This window comes from Bacillus horti (genome assembly GCF_030813115.1).
GTDB lineage: Bacteria > Bacillota > Bacilli > Caldalkalibacillales > JCM-10596 > Bacillus_CH > Bacillus_CH horti.
The window spans coordinates 94,307-115,823 of the sequence record NZ_JAUSTY010000014.1; the positions used below are offsets into that span (position 1 = coordinate 94,307).

Sequence of the window (21,517 nt, forward strand, 5' to 3'; positions counted from 1 at the left end):
TGTGAGCAGTAAGCTGTTAGAAATGACAGGAGTAACTAAGCGTTTCCCTGGAGTTTACGCTTTAAAGGGGGCAAACCTTGAAGTAGAGGCTGGTGAAGTCCACGCCCTTCTTGGAGAGAATGGGGCAGGGAAATCAACTCTGATCAAGATTCTTGGTGGAATCTACAGCATTGATGAAGGAAAGATCTCTATTAACGGTCAAGAGGTCGACATTCAAGACGTAAAAGCAGCTCAGCACTATGGGATTAGTATTATCCACCAGGAAATTGTCCTAGTTCCCTATCTATCCATTGCTGAGAATATTCATTTAGGTCGTGAGCTACTGACAAAGGCAGGATTTGTTGATAAGCAAACAATGTATGAGCACGCTCAGCAGCTGCTAGATGATTATGATTTAGGTCTATCCGCCAAAACGCCAATCCGCAATTTAACCGTCGCCCAGCAGCAAATGATTGAAATCATTAAAGCTGTTTCTTTCCAATCTAGGATTATTATCATGGATGAGCCGACATCTTCTTTAAGTGACAAAGAGGTAGAATTTCTATTTAAGACAATTAGAAGCTTAAAAAAGCAGGGCGTTGGCATCATCTATATCTCTCATCGGATGAATGAATTGTTTGAGATTACCGACCGAATTACGGTTATGCGTGATGGATCCTATATTGGAACGGTGGTCACAAAAGAGACAACAAATGAAAAGCTTATCTCAATGATGGTAGGTCGAGATTTAACCAACTATTATGTTAGAGACTTTTCAGAGCCGGGAGAGAGTGTTCTTAAGGTGGATAATCTAACGAAGAAAGGTGTCCTAGAGAATATTAGCTTCGAGCTGAAAAAGGGAGAAATACTTGGTTTTTCGGGATTAGTAGGGGCAGGTAGATCTGAGCTTATGAAATGTATTTTTGGTCTAGATTCATTCGAAGAAGGACAGATTATCGTTAATGGAAAGCCCGTTAAAATGAACAGCCCCAATGATGCTATTAAGCATAGGATCGCATATGTAACCGAAAACAGGAAGGAAGAGGGATTGTTTCTCATCCGCTCTGTGAAATACAACACGAGTATAAAAATTTTAGACCAGTTTATCCGTTTTTTCCGAGTAAACAACAAATATGAGGATCAACAGGCGGATAAGTACATTAAAGAGCTATCCATTAAAACACCAAACGCTGAACAAGAGGTGCGGAATCTTAGTGGAGGAAATCAGCAGAAGGTCCTCATTTCGAGATGGCTAGCTACGAATCCTAAGGTGCTCATCCTTGATGAACCTACACGTGGTGTAGACGTTGGAGCAAAGGCCGAGATTTATTCCATCATGAATCAGCTAGTAAAAGAAGGAGTTTCTATCATTATGGTTTCATCTGAGCTCCCAGAAGTGATTAACATGAGTGATCGAATTGCCGTCATGTGTAAAGGGAAGATCCAAACCATATTAGATAAAGATAGCTTTAATCAGGAAACCATCATGCATTACGCCATTGGAGGTCATTAATATGTTTCAAATGTCTTCTCTATCAAAGAAAGAAAGTCCACTTTTAAACGCAGGCTATAGTGTGAAGTCCTTTATTCGGGACAATATGGGGATTCTAATAGGGCTTGTTGTTTTATGTATTGTGATTACAATAATTAATCCTAACTTTCTTACATCAAATAATCTATTAAATGTGTTAAGACAAACCTCAACTAACCTTTACCTAGCCTTAGCAATGACTATGATTATTATCCTAGGTGGTATTGATCTTTCAGTTGGCTCCATTATGGCTGTCACAGGTGTTGCAACTACATCTCTAATTGCTTTTTTTGACGCGCCGGTTGTAGTGGCTGTAGCTGTAGGGTTACTTGTAGGGATGCTGTTTGGTGCCGTAAATGGTTATGTAGCTGCCACAACGGTTATTCCACCCTTTATCATAACGCTGGCAACGATGAACATAGCCAGGGGAACCGCCTACGTCATAACGGATGGAAAGCCTGTCCGAGTGATGTCCGATTCTTTTAATTTTATAGGCTCAGGTTACTTGTTTGGTATTGTCCCCATGCCTGTTGTCTATCTCGTCATTCTATTAATCTTATGTTATTTAATTATGAATAAAACAAAGCTCGGTCGATATATGTACGCGGTCGGTGGAAATGCAGAGGCTGCTAAATTCTCTGGAATTAATATTAAGAAGATCAAATTCTTTGCTTATACATTTAGTGGATTAATGGCTGCTGTTGCAGGTATTGTTCTTGCCTCTCGGATGTTCTCTGGTCAGCCTACTGCGGGAAATGCAGCTGAGTTAGATGCGATTGCGGCTGTTGTTCTAGGTGGAACAAGTATGACAGGTGGCTACGGCCGAATCGGGGGAACGGTAATTGGAGCCCTAATTATTGGAGTTCTTAGTAACGGCTTAAATCTAATGGGTGTCAGCTCATTTTGGCAGTATATTGTTAAAGGATTTGTTATTCTAGTGGCTGTCTATGCTGACGTTATTAAAAGAAGGAAAGCTATTGAGGCATAATTCTAAACCTATATCGAGCAGGTGGTGATGGATGTGAGAGAAGGAATTGCCATTGCCGGAACGGTGGCAGTAGACGAAATTAAAAAAGTGAGGAAGTATCCAAACTCGTCAGAGCTAGCCACGATTCAACGTGTATCTAGATCCATTGGAGGTGCTGTTTCTAACTGTGCTGTTGGATTAGCTAAGATGGATCATGAGCTTCCTATAGAAGTCATTGCCCTTGTGGGTAAGGACGAAAAAGGCTTATTTATACAGGATCAGCTAGCTACATTTAGCAACATTAACACTAAACAGGTACATGCAACGGGTGTAACCCCTTTTACAGATGTGATTCAGGATTTAACAGATCATAGTAGAACGTTTTTTACGTACAGAGGGAATTCTCATTTGTTCAATGAAAACACGATCGATTTTAAGAGTTTACAGGCCAATCTATTACACATCGCTTACATCTTACTACTAGATTCGCTAGATCAAGTGGATGATGAGTACGGAACAAAGATGGCTAAGGTGTTAAAGCAAGCACAGGAGGCTGGAATCAAAACTTCTATTGATATTGTTAGTGAAAGTGGAAATCGATATAGTCAAATCGTTCCTCCAAGCTTAGCCTATACCAATTATTGTGTCGTTAATGAGCTTGAGGCGGGCAAAACAGTGGGGATAGAGCTTAGAGATCAACAGGGAAATTTAAAGATAAATGAACTTAGAAAGGTATTGGTGAGACTTAAGGAGCTTGGTGTGCAGGATTGGGTGGTCATTCATACACCTGAAGGTAGCTTTGGTTTTGATGGATTACATGTGCACAGTATTCCTTCCTTAGCCATTGAGCAGGCTCATATTCAAGGAACGGTTGGAGCAGGTGATGCTTATGTTTCAGGTGTTTTGTATGGTGCTCTCAAAGGGATGGAGCTTCCGCAAGCTATGGAACTAGGAACCGCTGCCGCTGCTTCTTCTTTACTCGCTGAGGATAGCACCTCAGGGATCAAACCAATTGAACAATTAATGAATATGTATCAGCAATACGCGAAAAGAGAAACGATAGAAATTTAAGGAGGCTCACCATGCTAGTCACATTACGAGAAATTTTAGAGCAAGCGGAGCAAGGCAACTTTGCCGTAGGCTCATTTAATTCCCCAACTTTAGAGTCTGTCAGAGCAGTAACTGAAGCGGCTGAAGAGCTGCAATCTCCAATTATACTTTCTCACGCTGAGGTCCATAATGACATCATTCCAATAGAGATTATAGGACCAATATTTATTCAATTTGCCAAACAAGCTAGTGTTCCTGTGGTGGTTCATCTGGATCACGGGTCAAATCTAAATATCATTAAGAAAGCGATTGATATAGGCTTTACCTCCGTGATGATAGATGCCTCCCATATGGAATATGAAGATAATATTAGAATTGTACAGGAGGTAGTCGATTACGCCCATAAGCATAACGTTTCAGTTGAAGCTGAGCTAGGTATGATGACTTCTTCTGGCATAGGTGGAGAAGAGACACAAGGAGGAGAGCATCACGCTACTCAGGAAGCTGAGGACTATTATACAGACCCTCTTATCGCCAAGGATTTTGTGCAAAAAACGGAGATTGATGCGTTAGCGGCTTCATTTGGAACGGTACACGGAATATATGTACAAGAGCCTAATTTGGATATTAAGCGTCTGAAGGCTATTTATGAGAACATCGGTCGACCTGTTGTTATGCATGGAGGATCGGGCTTAGAGATAGAGGATTATGTGAACGTCATCCAGTCAGGAGTTAGGAAAATCAATTATTACAGCTACGCTGCCAAAGCAGGAGCACAGGCTGTAAAGGAGTACATCCAGCAGAATCAGAATCTGTTTTACCACGATTACACAGTGGTTGCTAAGCAGGCTATAAAGGAAGATGTTAAACGGGCCATGAAAATATTTATGAACAATGGATATTAATGTGGATTTAATAGGATGTGTAGCTTGATGATCTTGTAATCCGGAAGGGAGCTGAAGAAAATGCTTACACCTCCCCATGAGCGTGTAAAGAAGCATGCATTAGAGCTGTTTGAAAGGGCTAGTATTGTTCTTTCAGAAGCGGAAAAGAACAATCTTGAAATAGCAGACTTTGGCTTAGCTAACGTAGAGGTTAGTGGTCTTCAATTAGTCACATATGTCAATACAGAAAAGGTGTGTGCAAAGGAATTGGTGTTGCTTCCACACCAGACATGTCCAGAGCATAAGCATCCGAAAAGAAGCTTTGATGAAGGGAAAGAAGAGACCTTTAGGTGTAGATACGGACTTGTTTACCTGTACGTTGAAGGAGAGGAGACCAAGTCGCGTACTGTAAATCCACCTATTGGAGATGAACAGTATTATACAGTGTTTCACGAGATTATTTTACAGCCCGGAGAACAATATACGATTTATCCGAATACCCTTCATTGGTTTAAAGCAGGAGAAGAGGGAGCGGTCATTTCTGAATTCTCAACTCGAAGTACGGATGAAACGGATGTTTTTACAGACCCTAGAATTAAAAGAGTTAATGAATGATAGATGAGGAGTTGTAGGTACAAAGAAACTTGTCCGTATAAGTTAGTTAGGAATAGGATCGGAGTTGAAAAGTGATGCTTGAAAAACTGAAAGAAGAAGTGCTTGAAGCAAATTTAGCTCTCCCCAAACATGGCTTAGTCACTTTTACCTGGGGCAATGTGAGCGGAATAGATCGAGAATTAGGGAGGGTTGTTATTAAGCCTAGTGGAGTGGCCTATGAGGAGTTACAGCTAGACGATTTGGTTGTCCTTGATCTAGAAGGAAATATTGTTGAAGGGAAGCTTAAGCCTTCGTCAGATACAGCTACCCATCTTGTTTTATATAAAAGCTTTCCTGATATTGGTGGGATCGTTCATACTCACTCCCCTTGGGCAACAGCTTGGGCACAAGCAGGTAGAGAGCTACCTGCTTTAGGAACGACTCATGCTGATTATTTTAATGGAGCGGTTCCATGTACTAGAGCTTTAACTGATACAGAGATTGCAGGAGAGTATGAAAAAGAAACGGGACAGGTCATTGTAGAGACCTTCCAAGACCGTAATCCAAATGAGACCCCGAGTATATTGATTCACCAGCATGCCCCTTTTAATTGGGGGAAGAATCCAAGCCAAGCTGTTATGCATGCTGTGGTTCTAGAGGAATGTGCTAAGATGGCTTACCACACTCTGCATCTTTCCCCTTCCACACAGTCGATGGACACAGCGCTTCTACACAAGCACTTTTATCGAAAACATGGCTCGGGAGCGTATTACGGTCAAAACTGAGGAGGGATTACGATGGACAAATACACCATAGGTATCGATTATGGAACACAGTCAGGGCGTGCTGTTTTAGTATCACTGAAGGATGGTGAGGAGATCGCTGATCATGTTACCCCATATAAGCATGGTGTGATTGATAGGGAGCTTCCAGAGAGTGGCATAAGGCTTGGACATGAGTGGGCCTTACAACATCCACAGGATTATGTGGATGTCATTCAATTCTCCATTCCTGCCGTTCTTAAGCAATCAGGCATTGACCCAAAGCAGGTGGTTGGTCTAGCTATAGATTTTACGGCATGCACCATGCTTCCTATTGATTCAGAGCTAAATCCTCTTTGTTTTAGAGCTGATCTTAAAAACAATCCTCATAGCTGGGTGAAGCTTTGGAAGCATCATGCGGCACAGGATGAAGCAAATAAAATTAATGAGATTGCCGCAAAAAGAGGAGATCGTTTCTTACCAAGGTATGGGGGGAAAATCTCCTCAGAATGGATGATGGCAAAAATTTGGCAGATTCTTGATGAAGCTCCGGAAATCTATACAGAAACCGACCGGTTTGTTGAAGCAACCGATTGGGTTGTCTCTCAATTAACAGGTAATCTCGTTCGAAATAGCTGTACAGCAGGCTATAAAGCACTCTGGCATAAACAAGAAGGATATCCGAGCAAGGACTTCTTTAAGGAACTGGATACCCGTCTTGAGCATTTAACGGATACCAAGCTCAGAGGTGAGGTGGTTGCTCTGGGGACAAAGGCAGGAGGATTAACCAAAGAGATGGCACAGCTAACAGGGCTTTCAGAGGGAATAGCTGTAGCTGTTGGGAATGTTGATGCTCATGCTGCTGTTCCAGCTATGGGTGTCGTAGAGACAGGTAAGATGGTTATGGCGATGGGAACGTCGATTTGTCATATGCTCTTAGGTTCAAAAGAAGTAGAGGTAGAAGGTATGTGTGGGGTTGTAGAGGATGGTATTATTCCAGGCTTATATGGCTATGAAGCCGGTCAGTCGGCAGTTGGGGATATATTTGAGTGGTACATCAATGAAGGAGTTCCTTCTTATGTGCTAGATGAAGCGTCAGAGCTAGGCATAGATGTGCATCAGTATCTGGAGGGTAAAGCAGCCAAGTATAGGCCTGGTGAAACAGGATTATTGGCCTTAGATTGGTGGAATGGGAATCGTTCTGTGCTCGTTGACACAGAATTAGGAGGACTTCTGTTAGGAATGACTTTACAAACAAAGCCGCATGAAATCTATCGGGCTTTGCTAGAAGCAACGGCGTTTGGAACGAAAATGATTGTGGATTCTTTTACAAACAGAGGAATTGATGTCAAGGAATTGTATGCGTGTGGGGGACTTCCTCAAAAAAATAGGCTACTCATGCAAATCTACGCCGATGTGACTAATCTACCGATCAAGCTATCTGCTTCAAAGCAAACACCAGCCCTTGGAGCTGCTATGTTTGCAGCAGTTGCAGCAGGAAGTGAAGGAGGAGGCTACGATAGTATACTTGAAGCAGCACAAAATATGGCAAGGGTTCAGGAGGATGTAATTCTACCAATACCCGAAAACGTAATGATTTATGATAAAATATATCAAGAGTACAAGCGGTTACATGACTATTTTGGACGTGGGGAAAACCACGTAATGAAGGAACTGAGAGCACTTAGACAAGGTTCAAATCATTGATAGATAAATACCTAATAGGAGGCCGATTATGCTACAAAATCCATATACATTCTGGTTTGTTGCAGGAAGTCAGCATCTCTACGGAGAACAAGCTCTATTAGAAGTAGAACATCATGCAAGAAGCATGGTGAATGAGTTGAATAAGGAAGCTAATCTTCCATTTGAGGTTAAATTTAAATCTGTTTTAACTCTAGATAGCGAGATTCATAAGCTTATGATTGAAGCAAACTCTAGTGAGCGTTGTGCCGGCTTGATTGCCTGGATGCATACTTTTTCCCCAGGAAAAATGTGGATTAACGGTTTGGCTGCCCTGCAGAAGCCTTTCCTCCATTTGCATACACAGTTTCATAGAGATATTCCTTGGTCTTCCATTGATATGGACTTCATGAATGTTAACCAGTCCGCACACGGTGATCGTGAATTCGGGTATACCGTTACAAGAGTTGGCCTATCAAGAAAGGTGATTGCCGGATACTGGAGACATTCAGAGGTTCAGAGAAGAGTAGGGCAGTGGATGCAAACTGCTACAGCCATTCAGGAAAGCCGAAAGCTTAAAGTAGCTAGATTTGGAGATAATATGAGGAGTGTGGCTGTTACAGAGGGCGATAAGGTAGGGGCACACATCCAATTTGGTTGGACGGTCGATTATTATGGTATTGGAGATCTTGTTGAACGAATTAATGAGGTGCAAGAGGAGCAAGTCAATCTCCTATTTAAGGAGTATAGAGAGCTGTACGAAATAGATTCTCAAACATTAAATAGCTCTTCCCATTTAGAGGCTATAAGAGAACAGGCACGAATAGAGCTAGGATTAAAAGCTTTTTTAGAGGAAGGAAGCTATACGGCTTTCACCACTAACTTTGAAGATTTACATGGTATGAAACAGTTGCCTGGCCTTGCTGCTCAACGGTTGATGGCTGATGGGTATGGGTTTGCTGGAGAAGGGGACTGGAAAACGGCTGCCTTAACTAGATTAATAAAGGGCATGAGTCATAACCAAAGTACTTCCTTTATGGAGGATTATACGTATCATCTAGAGCCTGGCAATGAAATGATTTTGGGCTCTCATATGCTTGAGGTATGTCCTACTATTTCTTCCTCAAAGCCAAAGGTGGTTGTTCACCCGCTTGGTATTGGTGGGAAGGAGGATCCAGCAAGGCTCCTGTTTGATGGCAAGACAGGAAAAGGTATTGTCGTATCCCTCATCGATTTGGGCGGACGCTTTCGAATGGTGATGAATGAGATAGAGGCCGTAGCTTCGAGTGAGAAAACCCCTAATCTACCAGTGGCAAAAATGCTTTGGAAGCCGTTACCTTCTTTTTCAGTCGCTACAGAGGGCTGGATTTACGCCGGGGGAGCTCATCATACCGTTCTTTCTTTAAGTGTAACGAAGGAGCAGGTTATGGATCTAGCTGAGTTATTTAAAATAGAATGTGTCACCATTGACCAAGAAACGAGACTTGATCGGTTACAGCAGGAGCTTAGAATAAATGAGGTTGTTTGGAGAATGTCTAGATAAGCCAGTAGAATAAGGGCTTTAGAATAAGAGATGAGATGAAGAGTAACGGGGTGTAAATTAGTGGCTGAAACAAAATATAACAAAGTAAAAGAATGGATTAGGACTAGGATTATAGAGAACACATATAGACCTAATCAGAAAATAAACTCTGAAAGTGAATTAATGAAACAATTCGGTGTAAGCCGCCATACGGTTAGAATAGCAATCGGTGAACTTGTGAATGAGGGGTGGCTATACACGGAGCAAGGAGCAGGAACCTTTTGTGCTGATCGCTCCTCCCGCAGTGCTTCCCATCAACATGAGCAAAAGAAAATTGCTATTATCACCACATACATCTCTGATTACATCTTTCCTTCTATTATTCGTGGAGCAGAGGCTGAGCTAAGTAAGGAAGGCTATCATGTAACATTGTTTAGCACAAACAATAGCTATGATAAAGAGAAGAAAATCCTTGAGACCATTATCAGTCAAAAGTTTGATGGAGCGATTATTGAGCCAACGCAGAGTGCGTCAGCTAATCCAAACATTAATTACTATTTAAATCTGGATGTGCTAGGCATTCCTTACCTCATGATTAATGCTTTTTACGAAGAGCTTGAGCCTGTTCATGTGGTCATGGATGATGAAAAAGGCGGTTATTTGCAAACAAAGCACCTATTAGAGCTTGGGCATAGTCATATCGCTGGATTTTTTAAAACGGATGATAGACAAGGTGTAAAGCGTATGAAGGGCTTCATTAAAGCGTTTCGTGAAAAAAATATGGTTGTAGAACCTAAAAACATAGTGACATACAGTACTACAGGCAAGGATTCTAAGCCAGCAGACTATTTTAGAAATGTATGGGAAGCATCGTCGGAAAAGCCAACAGCTGTCGTTTGCTACAATGATGAATTAGCCATAAGACTGTTACATGTGATAAGAGAAAAAAAGCTAAGCATTCCTGATCATATTTCCATTGTGGGCTATGATAACTCGTTTCTAGCAGAAGTATCTGAAGTAAAACTGACAACCATAGAGCACCCTAAAAGCGAGCTAGGCAAAATGGCCGCTCAAATGATCGTCAAGATGGTAACAAAGGGGAGAAGTTGGAACATCAAGCCCTATGTATTTGAGCCAAAGCTCATTTTGAGGGAATCAACGATGCCTCCTCTTATGACAACGAAGGGGTAGCTAAGGATAACAAAGGATCTCAAATTGAATGAGGTCTTTTTGTTTTGTCTAATTTTAACCAAATTAAAGAAAAAGCATGAGAAAATTGTAAGAAAAAGTCGAAGGTTTCCCATGAATTGGAGGCTTGTTGCTCCTTCTGTTTTGGGATATATTGGAGGAGAATAGGAGAAAGGTCGGGGCAAGGATTGATCCGTATTTCTTACAGTCTAAGAATTTATAAAATTTGATACAATGATTTCTTCAAATTTTATAAATTATGGCTGCATGCAAAAGCTTCCTCTAATGATGGACTAGACAACCTCTTCGAGAGGGCTTCGATAGAAGCTTTTCTTATGCTAGTTTCTACCACTAAAGTTCAGATATTGTTCAGAATGATTTAGTAAAATAGTCCTGTTCTCAAATAAAATGAATTAAAGTACGATATGACGAAGTAGATGAAACTTGTTGAATTAAAAGGGGAATTTTACAATGTTTAGGATCAAATATGATATAAATACGTATTTACGAATGTCCATATTGCTCATATGTTTTATCCTCCTGTCTGGATGTTTGGGCAATGATCAGCCCATCCTATCGGAGATAGATCAAGAAAAGGAAATCATTCGTTATGAAGGTGAAATGAGCAGAGCGGTTTCATACGTTTATACGGGTGATAAGAAGCTAAGCTTAACCTTTAATGGCCTAGCTGATGATGAAACAATGGCCAAATTGCTTGATGAATTGGATAAATATCAGCTTAAAGCTACCTTTTTTCTCCCAGGTATGCGTGTAGCTGAAGAGCCTGACTTGGCTAGAGAGATTCTAAATCGTGGACATCACATTGAGAACAATACGTTAAATCAGCTTGATATGAGCGAGTTAACGTATGAACAGATCTATCGGGAAATACAATTGAGCAATGAAGTGATTGAGAAGGAAACGGGTGTCTTACCAAGATATATTAGGACACGTTCTGGGGACTTTACGGAGAATATTCGGTTGGCTGCTGCCCATCTTGGAATGGACGCCGTGATTGGTTACACGATCAATCCGAGAGATAGCGATATGCAAAGTGCAGAGGAGATCGGAGCATACGTAGAGCGATTTATATCAAGAGGTGGGATTATTACCCTACACACAAATTTAAATCCAGAAATCGTAGGCTCCATTCAGTACATAGCTAAGGCGGCAAGTGATATTGGCTATACCATCGTTCCATTGCACGATCTTATTGAAAGCGGAGGAGAGAGAAAGCCTTTGGAACAAATTGAGGGCTATGATGCTGCAAAGATAGACCTAGAGAATACAACAGCAGAATATGAGCTTATTTACACGTTTAATACAGATGAAAAGAAAATTGCTTTAACCCTCGATGATTGGGCTAGTGATCAAACCATTACAGAGGTTTTAGATATTCTAGCGCAATATGATGTCAAAGCTACCTTCTTTTTACGAGCTAGAGGAGTCGAGGATAATCCCAATTTAGCTAGAGCGATTGTGGAAGAAGGGCATGAAGTAGCGAATCATTCTTACAATCATGAGGTGGTCACAACCTTAACACCGCAAGAGCTGCAGGAGGATATTGTTAAGGCCCATCAGGTGCTAACAGAAGCCACACAGGAACAGCCAATCATGCTCTATAGACCACCAACAGGAGTAATTGATGATCAATCAGCCAAAGTGATAGCTGCTACTGGATATTCGCTTATTGCTATGTATGACGTTACGACCTTGGATTGGGATATTCGTAATAGCGCAGAGGATATTGTACAGACTATCATGGATAGAACTCAGCAGGGAAGCATTATCCTGCTGCATATTCTAGACAATACAAACACCGTTGAAGCGTTGCCGCAAGCAATCAGTCAGCTACAAAATGAGGGCTTTAGCTTTGTTAAGCTATCTGAAGTCATAGGGAAATAGAAGGGAAGGTAAGATATGCTGAACAAGGCAGACATGGATGTGTTTGAAAAAATAGTGGCACGCCAAAGTAAGTTGGCTATTATCGGTTTGGGTTATGTAGGTTTACCTATTGCCTTAGCTTTTTCTAAGCACTTAGATGTTATTGGATTTGATAGTAATGAAAAGAAGATAGAAGGATATCTAGAAGGAATTGATCCTACTGGTGATGTAGGAATAGATGCCATTAAGGAAAGCAAAGTTGAATTTTCCTCTGATATGGAGATCCTAAAAGAAGCTTCTATTTTTATCATTACTGTGCCTACTCCTATTAAAAGTGGGAATGTACCTGACCTGAAATATGTCAAACAAGCTAGTAGAATGATAGGACAGTATATGAAAAAGGGAGATCTTGTTATCTATGAATCTACCGTCTATCCTGGTGTGACAGAGGAGATTTGTCTTCCTATTTTGGAGGAGGAATCTGGTTTAACCGGAGGTACTGATTTCAAAATAGGGTACTCACCTGAGCGAATCAATCCTGGAGACAAGGAACACACTCTAGAGAATATAGTTAAAATTGTTTCGGGTATGGATGAACAAACTCTTGAGCTAGTTGCAAAGCTGTATGAGCTCATCATAAAAGCAGGCGTTTTTAAAGCGGAAAGCATTAAGGTAGCTGAAGCAGCTAAAGTGATAGAAAACGCCCAACGTGATATTAACATAGCCTTCATGAATGAACTATCCATGCTGTTTCAGCAGATGAAAATTAATACATCCTCCGTGTTAGAGGCAGCTCGAACAAAATGGAACTTTTTGCCTTTTAAGCCGGGCCTTGTTGGTGGTCATTGTATTGGAATTGACCCTTACTATTTAACGTATAAGGCAGAGGATGTGGGCTACCACTCCAAAATCATTCTAGCAAGTCGGCATATTAATGATGGTATGGGCAAGTATGTAGCTGAAAATATTATAAAAACATTAGTCCGCATGAAACAGGACATTAAAAATACTAGAATCGCTATTTTTGGCTTAACGTATAAAGAGAATTGTACAGACATTAGAAATACGAAGGTTACAGATATTCTAAAAGAACTCAAAGAATACGATATGACTCCACTGGTCGTTGACCCTTTTGCAAATCCTCTGCAAGCGTATGAGGAGTATGGAATAGAGCTTTCAGAACTGCCAGCTATAGGGGAGCTTAACGTTGCAGTTGTAGCTATCCCACATCAGCCTTTTGTTCAGATGGGTGTAGCAGATTTCAATAAGCTGTTCAGTACGCAGCAGAGCAAGATTATGATGGACGTGAAGGGAATTTACTCAAGAGCGGAGTTTGAACGCAATGGATTCTATTACTGGAGCCTGTAATAAAACGATGGGGGATCATCATTGTGATGAAATGGAGCTTTAAAAAAAAGGAAAAACAACAAATAGAAGAGAAGCTCATTTCTCCTAAATTAGATAGGAGAATATTAAACCATGTTCCAGATCCAGAGTCTATACGTACGACAGTAGATCGTAGAGGAATTCGAAATGAAAGACTAGCAGCGCAGAATCCGGATGGTGTGGAAGCCCAAGCATTAGACAAACTACGAATGTTAAGTCTTAGATACACAGCTGATTTTGATGTATATATCTTAGGGCCAAGGAAAAGGAAGAAAGACACGGTGAAGGCTAGGGCTGTTGATATATCTTCTACTGGATTGCTAGTGAATATGGAGGATTGGGCACAAGGTGATTCTATGGATTTTGCCATAGGTACTCATGCTTCACTAAGCTTTAATCTACCGCCTGGAACGATGCCTGAAGGATTTGAATCTAGAGTCAAAATAGACGCCAAAGTCGTTCGCAGCTTTATCCATCAGAAAGGGGATCAGGAGGTAAAAGGAGTTGCCTTTGAATTTGATCGTCCCTTAGCCGAGTATTTTCAAAAGAAACGTTGGGGCTATTCTATCTATTCAGCAAGCTTTTCATTATTGCTTGCCGTCGGTATTATCATGCTGATGCGCATTGAGAGTATTATTTATTTTCAATATCATTACTTGCTTTACCTGTATAGTCTTATTGCTGCAGCTTTTCTTTTAACAAGATACCTTTTTGGGGCGATGTACAGGGATGTGCCTATTAACCCACATTACACTCCAGGGGTAACGATTATTATCCCTTGCTTTAACGAAGAAGATTGGATCCAGAGAACGGTTTTGAGTTGTGTCAATCAGGAATATCCAATTGATAGGCTGGAGGTCATCGTTGTAGATGATCAATCCACTGACCAATCCGTTAAGAAAATAAAACAAGTCATTGAAAGCATTCACAATGAAGCGGAACGCTTTGCCACGAAGGAAAGAGTAAAATTACATGTGCTACCTGAAAATGGGGGGAAGCGTGTAGCTTTAGCGGAAGGTGTAAAGATGGCTAAGCATGACTTAGTTGTGTTTGTTGATTCGGATAGTTTTTTGGAGCCTAATGCCATTAAGCATTTAGTCCAGCCTTTCCAAGATCCTAAAATGGGCGGGGTAGCAGGACGTACAGACGTAGAAAATAAGTATACGAATTACGTGACTAAATTACAGACGGTAAGGTATTACATTTCCTTTCGTATTATGAAGGCGGCTGAGTCATGGTTTGATAGTGTGACATGTCTGTCTGGTCCACTAGCTTGCTATCGTAAGGAATTAATTCAAAAGCATACAGACGCATGGCTTAATCAGACATTTTTAGGTCATCCAGCAACCTTTGGTGACGATCGTAGTATGACTAATTTTATTCTACAAACCCATCGTACGGGGTATCAGGATGCAGCCATTTGCTCCACTATTGTACCTTCTGACGTGAAGGTGTTTATGAAGCAACAAATGCGCTGGAAGCGCTCCTGGCTTAGGGAATCTCTTAGAGCAGGTGGTTTTATCTGGCGTAAGGAGCCGTTTATGGCCCTGTTCTTCTATATAGGTTTAATTGTACCTATTGCTGCACCAGCGGTTGTCCTTTACAATCTCATCTATATTCCATTGGTACATGGTATATTTCCTAGTACATTTTTAATGGGATTAGTTCTAATGGCGCTTCTAATGAGTTTGGCTCACCTGCTATTTAGAAAAAGTAAGCTGTGGATCTATGGACTTGTTTTTGTGGCTTTCTACTCCATTGTACTTTTATGGCAAATGCCTGTGGCGATTGCGACCTTCTGGAAATCTTCATGGGGAACAAGGGAAACGCCAGAGGATATTAAAGAAAGAGAAAAGAAGGAAGCCAGGAAGAATAAAAAAGCTAGGAAAAATAAAAATGGAATGGGGTTACCCTTTTAGGACCCCAGTCGGGAGTGAATGGCAGAAATGAGACGGAAGAAGCATAGTTCTGCCCTTAATTATCGTCGCAAAGATCGGTGGAAGGTCTGGAAGACGTTGATCCAAATACTGATTTTGATTGTGCTTGTATGGCTAATCGTACAGGCGTTATTTCATTTTAAAAGCTATGAGGAGCCGGATCGTTCCATGTGGACGAATGATCAAGGCTTTGTCGCTTTGACTTATTTCGGTGTTGGACGTACGGGTACACCTAAGCATGTAGCGAGGGCTGAACTGGATCAACAGCTACAAGCTTTGTACGATCAGGGCTATCAGAGCATTTCACAGGAGGATATCCTACAATTTTATGCGGATGGAAGCCCTTTGCCTGAGAAGGCGTTGTTTTTAGCGTTTGAGGATGGACGTAATGATTCTGTGCTGTATTCTCAAAGACTCTTAGAAAAATACAACTACAAAGCAACGGTTCTCACTTATGCAGATAAGATGGGGGATAATCGCCATCGTAAATTTATTCAGCCGAGAGATATTAAAAGAATAGTAAAAACAGGCTATTGGGAGACGGGAAGTAATGGATATCGTCTTGCCTATATTAACATCTTTGACGATGAAGGGAATCACGTAAGCAACTATTTAGATGAAAATGAAGCAGATAAAACATCAATGGCCTACTATAATCATTATTTGATGGACTTTATTCGAGATGAACAAATGATTCCGATAGAAAATAGGACAGAAATGGAAGAACGTATTACGGCTGACTATCTAGCTATGGAAAACGTATATAATCGAACCTTAGGCTATGTTCCTGATCTATATATGATCATGCATGCAAACGCTATGTATAGAGGAATGAATCGCCTAGTTTCAAACATAAATTCGGAGCATACAGAAAGAATCTTTAAGCTGCATTTTAATCGCGAGGGATCAGCGTATAATACAAATGAAGAAAATATCTACGACTTAACTAGGGCACAAGTCGCTCCTTATTGGCATACGAATCATTTACTGATGAAGCTACAAAAGGATACAGGTCAAAGCATGGATTTTGTGCTCGGTGATGAAGAACAGGCCGGGAAATGGGAGCAGCTTCAAGGGACCACTGAGTTTAAAGACGATACGATTATCCTTACTTCTCCACCTGCCGAAGCGGGTCAGCTTTATTTGAAAAGTAGCGCTGAGCTTACCGATAGTAGAATTTCAGTTAAGCTTCTAGGGAACGTGGTTGGACAGCAGACCATCTACCTTAGATATGATCGCGAGCAGGATTCATTTATTCGTATTTTGCTGGAGAACAATGAAATTCGAATTGAAGAAAAAGGTGCAGGGCAAGAAGAAGCTAAAGAGCTATTCACTACCACATTAGATGAGGTGCTTTGGAAAGAGGAGGACTTAGCCTTTGATAAAGCGTCCGTTTATACTCTAGATCAAGCGACATCAGGTACAGCCTCAGAAGAGGAAGAGTACCCAAGCAATATTCAAAACACGAGAGAGTTAGAGGTAGTTGTTCTAGGAAATAGCCTTTCCTTAAGTGTTGATGAACAAAAACTTGTAGATCAATTAGAAATAGACCAGGCCGTTGCTTCAGGTGGGGTTATGCTTGAGGCAATGTATCATCCACAGAATGAAAAAGATGATATTTATGACGGTGTATTTCTAGATCTGATTATCAAGTCTCTAGAAGCTGGAGAGGAACAAGAAGTGACTATTTTTACAAACAAGCCTACAAGCCTTCAAGAGGTTATTCGAACAATTAAAAATTTCGTTAATAGGACGATCGATTGGGTAATAGATGTATTTTAATTCTGGTCGGTTGAAGAGGAGGAAGAGGAGAATTGCCAAGGCAAAAAAAGCAAGGCTATAGACGTGTTTGGTACTTAACAGGTTTCCTGCTCCTCTTGATCCTGTCGTTATTGGTATATTTTTTAAACCAATCAAGCTCTAAGGTGGACATAGAAAGCGAAACGGTAGAGGAACCCGTAAGAGAACTATCCGCTTGGGTTGTTGACTGGCATAGTGAAGCAGGATTAAGTGATTTGCAGGAGCTTTCATCGAGCCTAAGCAGTGTACAAGCGTTTGGAGTTTATTTTAATCATGAGGATCAGCTTCATGTAATAGATGGATTTCTTGAATCAATCTCTGCCGTAATGGATGTCTCGGAGGAAAGAGGTATACCTTCTACTTATTTGACAATTGTGAACGATCGATTTAATGAGGACGGCACGATCACACAGAAGGATTCAGCTCTTCTCACTCGGCTGATGGCCACGGAACAAAGTAGAAACCAGCATATAGCTAACATCATGCAACTGGTCGAGAGGCATGGTGTAGCAGGCATTGAGATCGATTATGAAAGAGTTCTTCAAGAGGATTGGACTAACCTTATTCTCTTTTTGCAGCAGCTTTATGAGCAGTTACAAGAGCTAGATCTTTCCTTAAGAGTTGTTCTTGAACCTAGAGCTCCTATAGAGGAGCTTAAGCTTCCAGAGGGCCCTGATTATGTTATGATGGCCTACAATTTATTTGGATACCACAGTGGTCCAGGACCTAAAGCTGATCTTTCCTTCATTGAGTCATTAACGAAGCGGATGGAAAGCTTGCCCGGGAATCCATATGTAGCTCTAGCTACCGGAGGGTTTTCATGGGATGGTGGAGAAAAGGCAACTGCATTGACGGAACAAAAGGCGTATGAATTAGAACAAGAGAGTATACAACCTCCTTCCAGAGATGAAGAAAGTGGTAGTATCTATTTTGATTACGTAGATGAGAATGGTGAAAAGCATACGGTTTGGTATGCTGATGGAGAAACCTTAAGGGTATGGATAGAGGCAGCTTACTCGGGAGGAATCACAAACATTGCGTTGTGGCGGCTGGGGGAGGTAAGTGAAGAAACATTGCAAAAGCTAAATCGAATGATGGAAGTCAATGACTGACTAAGTCTCGTGATAAAAGGCCTATGTTCATGAAGGAGTAAACCCTGTTCATAATAATAACCCTTGATCAATATAAAAGACCCAATTCTCCAGTAAAAGAAAAGGGTCTTTTCATGCTATTTTGTTCCGATTCGAACAGAAACACTAAAAGGTGATGTAACAATATGGATTTGTCGACCATCTAATTCCATGGGTTTATTAACATAAGTAGAAATGTCCTCTTTATTAAAATGATTGTCTATGATTGTGTAAAGATTCCCGTGCTCATAGGGAAGATAAAATTTAAACAGTTCTTTGGCTATATACGGAATTTTATTCAGTTGATGGGCTCCAGTATGACTTCCGTACCAGTTATAAAAGGTGATTTGGGCAATGTAACTATCTCCACCAGCCTCAACGACAACTTCAGCGCGTTCTATCTGGCTACCTCCATAAGGATTAAAGTAAATACCTCTAAGAAGATGAAGTTCTTTTTCTAAAACTTCTTTATTACGATTATAATCTTCTGTTGCTGTTGCTTGAATGACAGGGGCTGTCCAGTTATTTGGAGCTTGGTAGCTTATCGTAAGCTGTTCCTCATTTCCTATAGGTATGTTAGGGAGGAGGTTGGGATCTGAGGCGACTGCTGGTCTTGCAGCTAGCTCGTCCTTTCCTTCCAATACAAGGTTTTCTATAAAAGTGACAGCTTCTGCTCTTGTTAAGGATTTCGAGCCTTGATAGCTTAGCACCGTCTTGTGGTTTGGATTCGTTCCTTTGGCCAGGTTATAGCCTAAAACATATTTAATCGCATCATTTTGGTGATAGTTTACACCCTGTGTAGCGGCAATAAGCTCAGCTACCTGAACGCGTAGAAGATATTCATTTCTTTTTTCCGAATCGGTGGTGCCTGAAACAGGATAATTTAACTCCCCGCCCAGCTGATAAAATGGATCAGTCCAGTGAGAAGCTCCTTGGACAACAACATCAGAACGATAAGCACGAATCACCATAGCTAAAAATTGAGCCTCAGTGACCCTTTGGTTGGGTTTGAATGTACCGTCCGTAAACCCGTTTACAATACCTTGCTCTGTAGCCCAAAGTATGGTGCCCTCAGCCCAGTGTCCGCGGATATCTGTGAAGGTAGTAGCAGCGGCAGCCTGACCCTTTTCAAATGGAGAAGTAAAAGGAAGAATGCCGAAGCAAAAGAGAAATACGGCTAGGGATATAAAACTTGTAATTTTTATACGTTTCAAATGTCCTCCTCCTATCTCCTTGCTAACTTATACTTCATACTATAGAAAGTTGAAAGAGAGATCAAGGAAAGGATTTCATTATACAATTCGATCTGGGACCACTCCAAACCAAAATAGATTCACAATTTCTTGAGACATGCTTCTATGATCTGAAAAACTCTCACGTAGCTGCTCACGATTTCCAGTCATCATTACAGCAGCAAAAGCATGGGCCGCTAACAAAGAATTAGATACGTAAAGCTCTCCTTCTTCAGTAGCTTTAGAAAAGGCTTTTGCCATTTCGACATGGACAGCATGCTCTGCCCGGTTCATATCCTCTAGCTGCTCTTCAGATAAAGCTGGTTTCGCTTCCTTCATCAGGCCAGCAAAATCTATATGCGGTCGCTGTAGATAAGCCTCCACAATATCCTGAAGTCTCTCCTTTAAAGGAGCGTCACGATCTAGTAATAGTAATGTATAACGGCGAATATTGACCATCATTTGAGTGACTGCAACGGTAAATAAAGTGGCCTTGTTAGGGAAGTAATAATAAATGGATGCTTTGGTTACACCAGAAATTCTAGCGATTTGTTCTAATGAAACCTGCTCATATCCATATTCCATAAATAATCCTTGAGCAGTATGCAGGATAATTTCCCTTACCGAACCTTCTTCCCCTTCTTGTTTAGGTCTTCCTGGAGCTCTCTTGCTTTGCTGTTTCATCTAGCTTTCACCCCTTTAGCAGTAATTAACCTACCAGTATATATAATTAATAATAAGTGATGAATACTTCACTGTCTAGATTTTACAAGGAAAAAAGGGAATCGACAGTACGTAAAGACTTATGTATAATCGTTGTATATTATTTGTATAAGGTTCGGAGTCCTATAAAGAAAAGAGTGAAGGAACGTGTACACGATTAAACAAGCCTCTGACCTATTAGGTATACCGGCAGTTACAATTAGAGCTTGGGAGACTAGATATGGGGTGGTATCCCCAGTGCGAACAGAATCAGGATATCGCATGTTCACAGAGGAAAATATCGAGGATTTAAGGTGGCTTAAGTCCCAGATAGAAGACCAAAGCTTGAATATTAGTCAGGCAGCTAGACTTCTTGAACAAAGAAGAAAGAAGCAAAATGACACCACAGATGTTAGCGAGAGTATAGACGATGAAGGTGAAGGGGATGGCTTTCAAGTACGTGAAAGAATGGTGGAGCGCTTGTATGAAGCGTTATCCAATTACCGTACGGATCAAGCAAAGACCATTGTAGAGCTAGGCTTCTCAATGTTTGGTTATGATGCCATGCTTAAAGATGTGATGTTCCCTATTTTAATAAGAGTAGGTGATGATTGGGAAAATGGAAAGGCCACAGTTTTTCAAGAGCATTATACAACACAATTTTTGGTGCAAAAATGCTTAAGCTTTTTTCACATCTTTCCCACAGACCCTGAATTACCACAGGTTTTAGCCCTCTGTCCTCCAGGAGAACAGCATCAGGCTGGTTTACTAATGTTTTCACTCTTTCTACGGAAAAAGGGAGTGGATGTGTTATATTTAGGAGCAGATACTCCATTTGAAGGTATTGATAAGCTAATAAGGAGTCAGCAGATCCGTTTTGTCTGTATTTCTGTATCCATTTTGAGCTGCTTACCGCAGGGAGAAGCTTTTGTTGAGGGGTTACTCAAGGAATTTCCGGACATTCAATTTGCTCTCGGAGGAAGTGCATTTGAGCATACATCAGGAAAGTACGGACCCTGGCTCCTTTCCTCTGATACGAGGGATTGGCAAAAATGGTTTGATGACATTTATTTAGCAAAAGCCTAGATCTTAGAATCTAGGCTTTTTTGTGTGTGGAAAACAGTACAAGCTAAACTGAATCTCTTACTCCTTAGAAACTGATGGTTTTGAAAGGTTTAATAATTTCTTTACAGGGTAATAAAGGCTATGTATAATTGTTGTATAATGTTTGTATAGCTATTATATAAGCTTGATTCATGCAATGAGAACCCTTTAAATGAAAACTTT

Annotated in this window: 17 protein-coding genes; 15 read left to right on the forward strand and 2 right to left on the reverse strand. The window is 40.9% G+C overall.

Annotated elements, in window-relative coordinates:
* Position 1: 1 nt before the first annotated feature.
* From J2S11_RS15685 to J2S11_RS15750, 14 genes are all read left to right on the forward strand, one after another.
* Positions 2-1,492, forward strand: coding sequence for a sugar ABC transporter ATP-binding protein (locus tag J2S11_RS15685; protein WP_307396109.1), 1,491 nt, complete (start codon positions 2-4; stop codon positions 1,490-1,492).
* Positions 1,493-1,502: 10 nt separating this feature from the next.
* Positions 1,503-2,498, forward strand: coding sequence for an ABC transporter permease (locus tag J2S11_RS15690; RefSeq protein WP_370875545.1), 996 nt, complete (start codon positions 1,503-1,505; stop codon positions 2,496-2,498).
* A 33-nt stretch (positions 2,499-2,531) separates the two neighbouring features.
* Positions 2,532-3,548 carry a carbohydrate kinase family protein gene (locus J2S11_RS15695; RefSeq protein WP_307396111.1) on the forward strand — a complete coding sequence of 339 codons (1,017 nt, stop codon included), beginning with the start codon at positions 2,532-2,534 and terminating at the stop codon, positions 3,546-3,548.
* Positions 3,549-3,559: 11 nt separating this feature from the next.
* Positions 3,560-4,432 carry a class II fructose-bisphosphate aldolase gene (locus J2S11_RS15700; protein ID WP_307396112.1) on the forward strand — a complete coding sequence of 291 codons (873 nt, stop codon included), beginning with the start codon at positions 3,560-3,562 and terminating at the stop codon, positions 4,430-4,432.
* Positions 4,433-4,492: 60 nt separating this feature from the next.
* Entirely contained in the window at positions 4,493-5,026 is a 534-nt protein-coding gene (locus tag J2S11_RS15705) for a D-lyxose/D-mannose family sugar isomerase (RefSeq protein ID WP_307396114.1), read from the forward strand.
* Between the two features lie 74 nt (positions 5,027-5,100).
* The gene (gene araD / locus J2S11_RS15710) at positions 5,101-5,790 is read left to right on the forward strand and encodes an L-ribulose-5-phosphate 4-epimerase (RefSeq protein ID WP_307396115.1); all 690 of its coding nucleotides are present in this window, start codon (positions 5,101-5,103) and stop codon (positions 5,788-5,790) included.
* 12 nt (positions 5,791-5,802) lie between these two features.
* Positions 5,803-7,473 (forward strand): ribulokinase, encoded by a 1,671-nt coding sequence (locus J2S11_RS15715; protein WP_307396117.1) that lies wholly within the window; start codon positions 5,803-5,805, stop codon positions 7,471-7,473.
* Between the two features lie 28 nt (positions 7,474-7,501).
* Positions 7,502-8,992, forward strand: coding sequence for an L-arabinose isomerase (gene araA, locus J2S11_RS15720; RefSeq protein ID WP_370875540.1), 1,491 nt, complete (start codon positions 7,502-7,504; stop codon positions 8,990-8,992).
* Between the two features lie 60 nt (positions 8,993-9,052).
* On the forward strand, positions 9,053-10,162 hold the full coding sequence (locus J2S11_RS15725; RefSeq protein WP_307396118.1) for a GntR family transcriptional regulator: 1,110 nt from the start codon (positions 9,053-9,055) through the stop codon (positions 10,160-10,162).
* A gap of 468 nt (positions 10,163-10,630) precedes the next feature.
* Positions 10,631-12,064 carry a polysaccharide deacetylase family protein gene (locus tag J2S11_RS15730; protein ID WP_307396120.1) on the forward strand — a complete coding sequence of 478 codons (1,434 nt, stop codon included), beginning with the start codon at positions 10,631-10,633 and terminating at the stop codon, positions 12,062-12,064.
* A gap of 33 nt (positions 12,065-12,097) precedes the next feature.
* Positions 12,098-13,411 (forward strand): nucleotide sugar dehydrogenase, encoded by a 1,314-nt coding sequence (locus J2S11_RS15735; protein ID WP_307396149.1) that lies wholly within the window; start codon positions 12,098-12,100, stop codon positions 13,409-13,411.
* 26 nt (positions 13,412-13,437) lie between these two features.
* Positions 13,438-15,348: a glycosyltransferase gene (locus J2S11_RS15740; RefSeq protein ID WP_307396150.1), complete on the forward strand. Its 1,911-nt coding sequence runs from the start codon at positions 13,438-13,440 to the stop codon at positions 15,346-15,348.
* An 18-nt stretch (positions 15,349-15,366) separates the two neighbouring features.
* Positions 15,367-17,148: a polysaccharide deacetylase family protein gene (locus tag J2S11_RS15745; protein ID WP_307396122.1), complete on the forward strand. Its 1,782-nt coding sequence runs from the start codon at positions 15,367-15,369 to the stop codon at positions 17,146-17,148.
* A 32-nt stretch (positions 17,149-17,180) separates the two neighbouring features.
* Positions 17,181-18,278, forward strand: coding sequence for a glycosyl hydrolase family 18 protein (locus tag J2S11_RS15750; RefSeq protein WP_307396123.1), 1,098 nt, complete (start codon positions 17,181-17,183; stop codon positions 18,276-18,278).
* Between the two features lie 116 nt (positions 18,279-18,394).
* Here the strand turns inward: J2S11_RS15750 and J2S11_RS15755 are convergent, their stop codons facing one another.
* Entirely contained in the window at positions 18,395-19,510 is a 1,116-nt protein-coding gene (locus J2S11_RS15755; RefSeq protein WP_307396125.1) for an S-layer homology domain-containing protein, read from the reverse strand.
* Between the two features lie 78 nt (positions 19,511-19,588).
* Positions 19,589-20,212: a TetR/AcrR family transcriptional regulator gene (locus tag J2S11_RS15760; protein ID WP_307396127.1), complete on the reverse strand. Its 624-nt coding sequence runs from the start codon at positions 20,210-20,212 to the stop codon at positions 19,589-19,591.
* Positions 20,213-20,398: 186 nt separating this feature from the next.
* Here J2S11_RS15760 and J2S11_RS15765 point away from each other — a divergent pair, with 186 nt between their 5' ends.
* A complete protein-coding gene (locus J2S11_RS15765; protein ID WP_307396128.1) occupies positions 20,399-21,316 on the forward strand; it encodes a MerR family transcriptional regulator in 918 nt (305 codons plus the stop codon).
* Positions 21,317-21,517 lie beyond the last annotated feature (201 nt).

Coding starts and splice junctions, on each gene's coding strand:
- J2S11_RS15705 (WP_307396114.1), top strand. CDS start 4,493: ATGCTTACACCTCCCCATGAGCGTGTAAAGAAGCATGCATTAGAGCTG.
- J2S11_RS15700 (WP_307396112.1), top strand. CDS start 3,560: ATGCTAGTCACATTACGAGAAATTTTAGAGCAAGCGGAGCAAGGCAAC.
- J2S11_RS15715 (WP_307396117.1), top strand. CDS start 5,803: ATGGACAAATACACCATAGGTATCGATTATGGAACACAGTCAGGGCGT.
- J2S11_RS15740 (WP_307396150.1), top strand. CDS start 13,438: ATGAAATGGAGCTTTAAAAAAAAGGAAAAACAACAAATAGAAGAGAAG.
- J2S11_RS15730 (WP_307396120.1), top strand. CDS start 10,631: ATGTTTAGGATCAAATATGATATAAATACGTATTTACGAATGTCCATA.
- araA (WP_370875540.1), top strand. CDS start 7,502: ATGCTACAAAATCCATATACATTCTGGTTTGTTGCAGGAAGTCAGCAT.
- J2S11_RS15760 (WP_307396127.1), bottom strand. CDS start 20,212: ATGAAACAGCAAAGCAAGAGAGCTCCAGGAAGACCTAAACAAGAAGGG.
- araD (WP_307396115.1), top strand. CDS start 5,101: ATGCTTGAAAAACTGAAAGAAGAAGTGCTTGAAGCAAATTTAGCTCTC.
- J2S11_RS15735 (WP_307396149.1), top strand. CDS start 12,098: ATGGATGTGTTTGAAAAAATAGTGGCACGCCAAAGTAAGTTGGCTATT.
- J2S11_RS15745 (WP_307396122.1), top strand. CDS start 15,367: ATGGCAGAAATGAGACGGAAGAAGCATAGTTCTGCCCTTAATTATCGT.
- J2S11_RS15690 (WP_370875545.1), top strand. CDS start 1,503: ATGTCTTCTCTATCAAAGAAAGAAAGTCCACTTTTAAACGCAGGCTAT.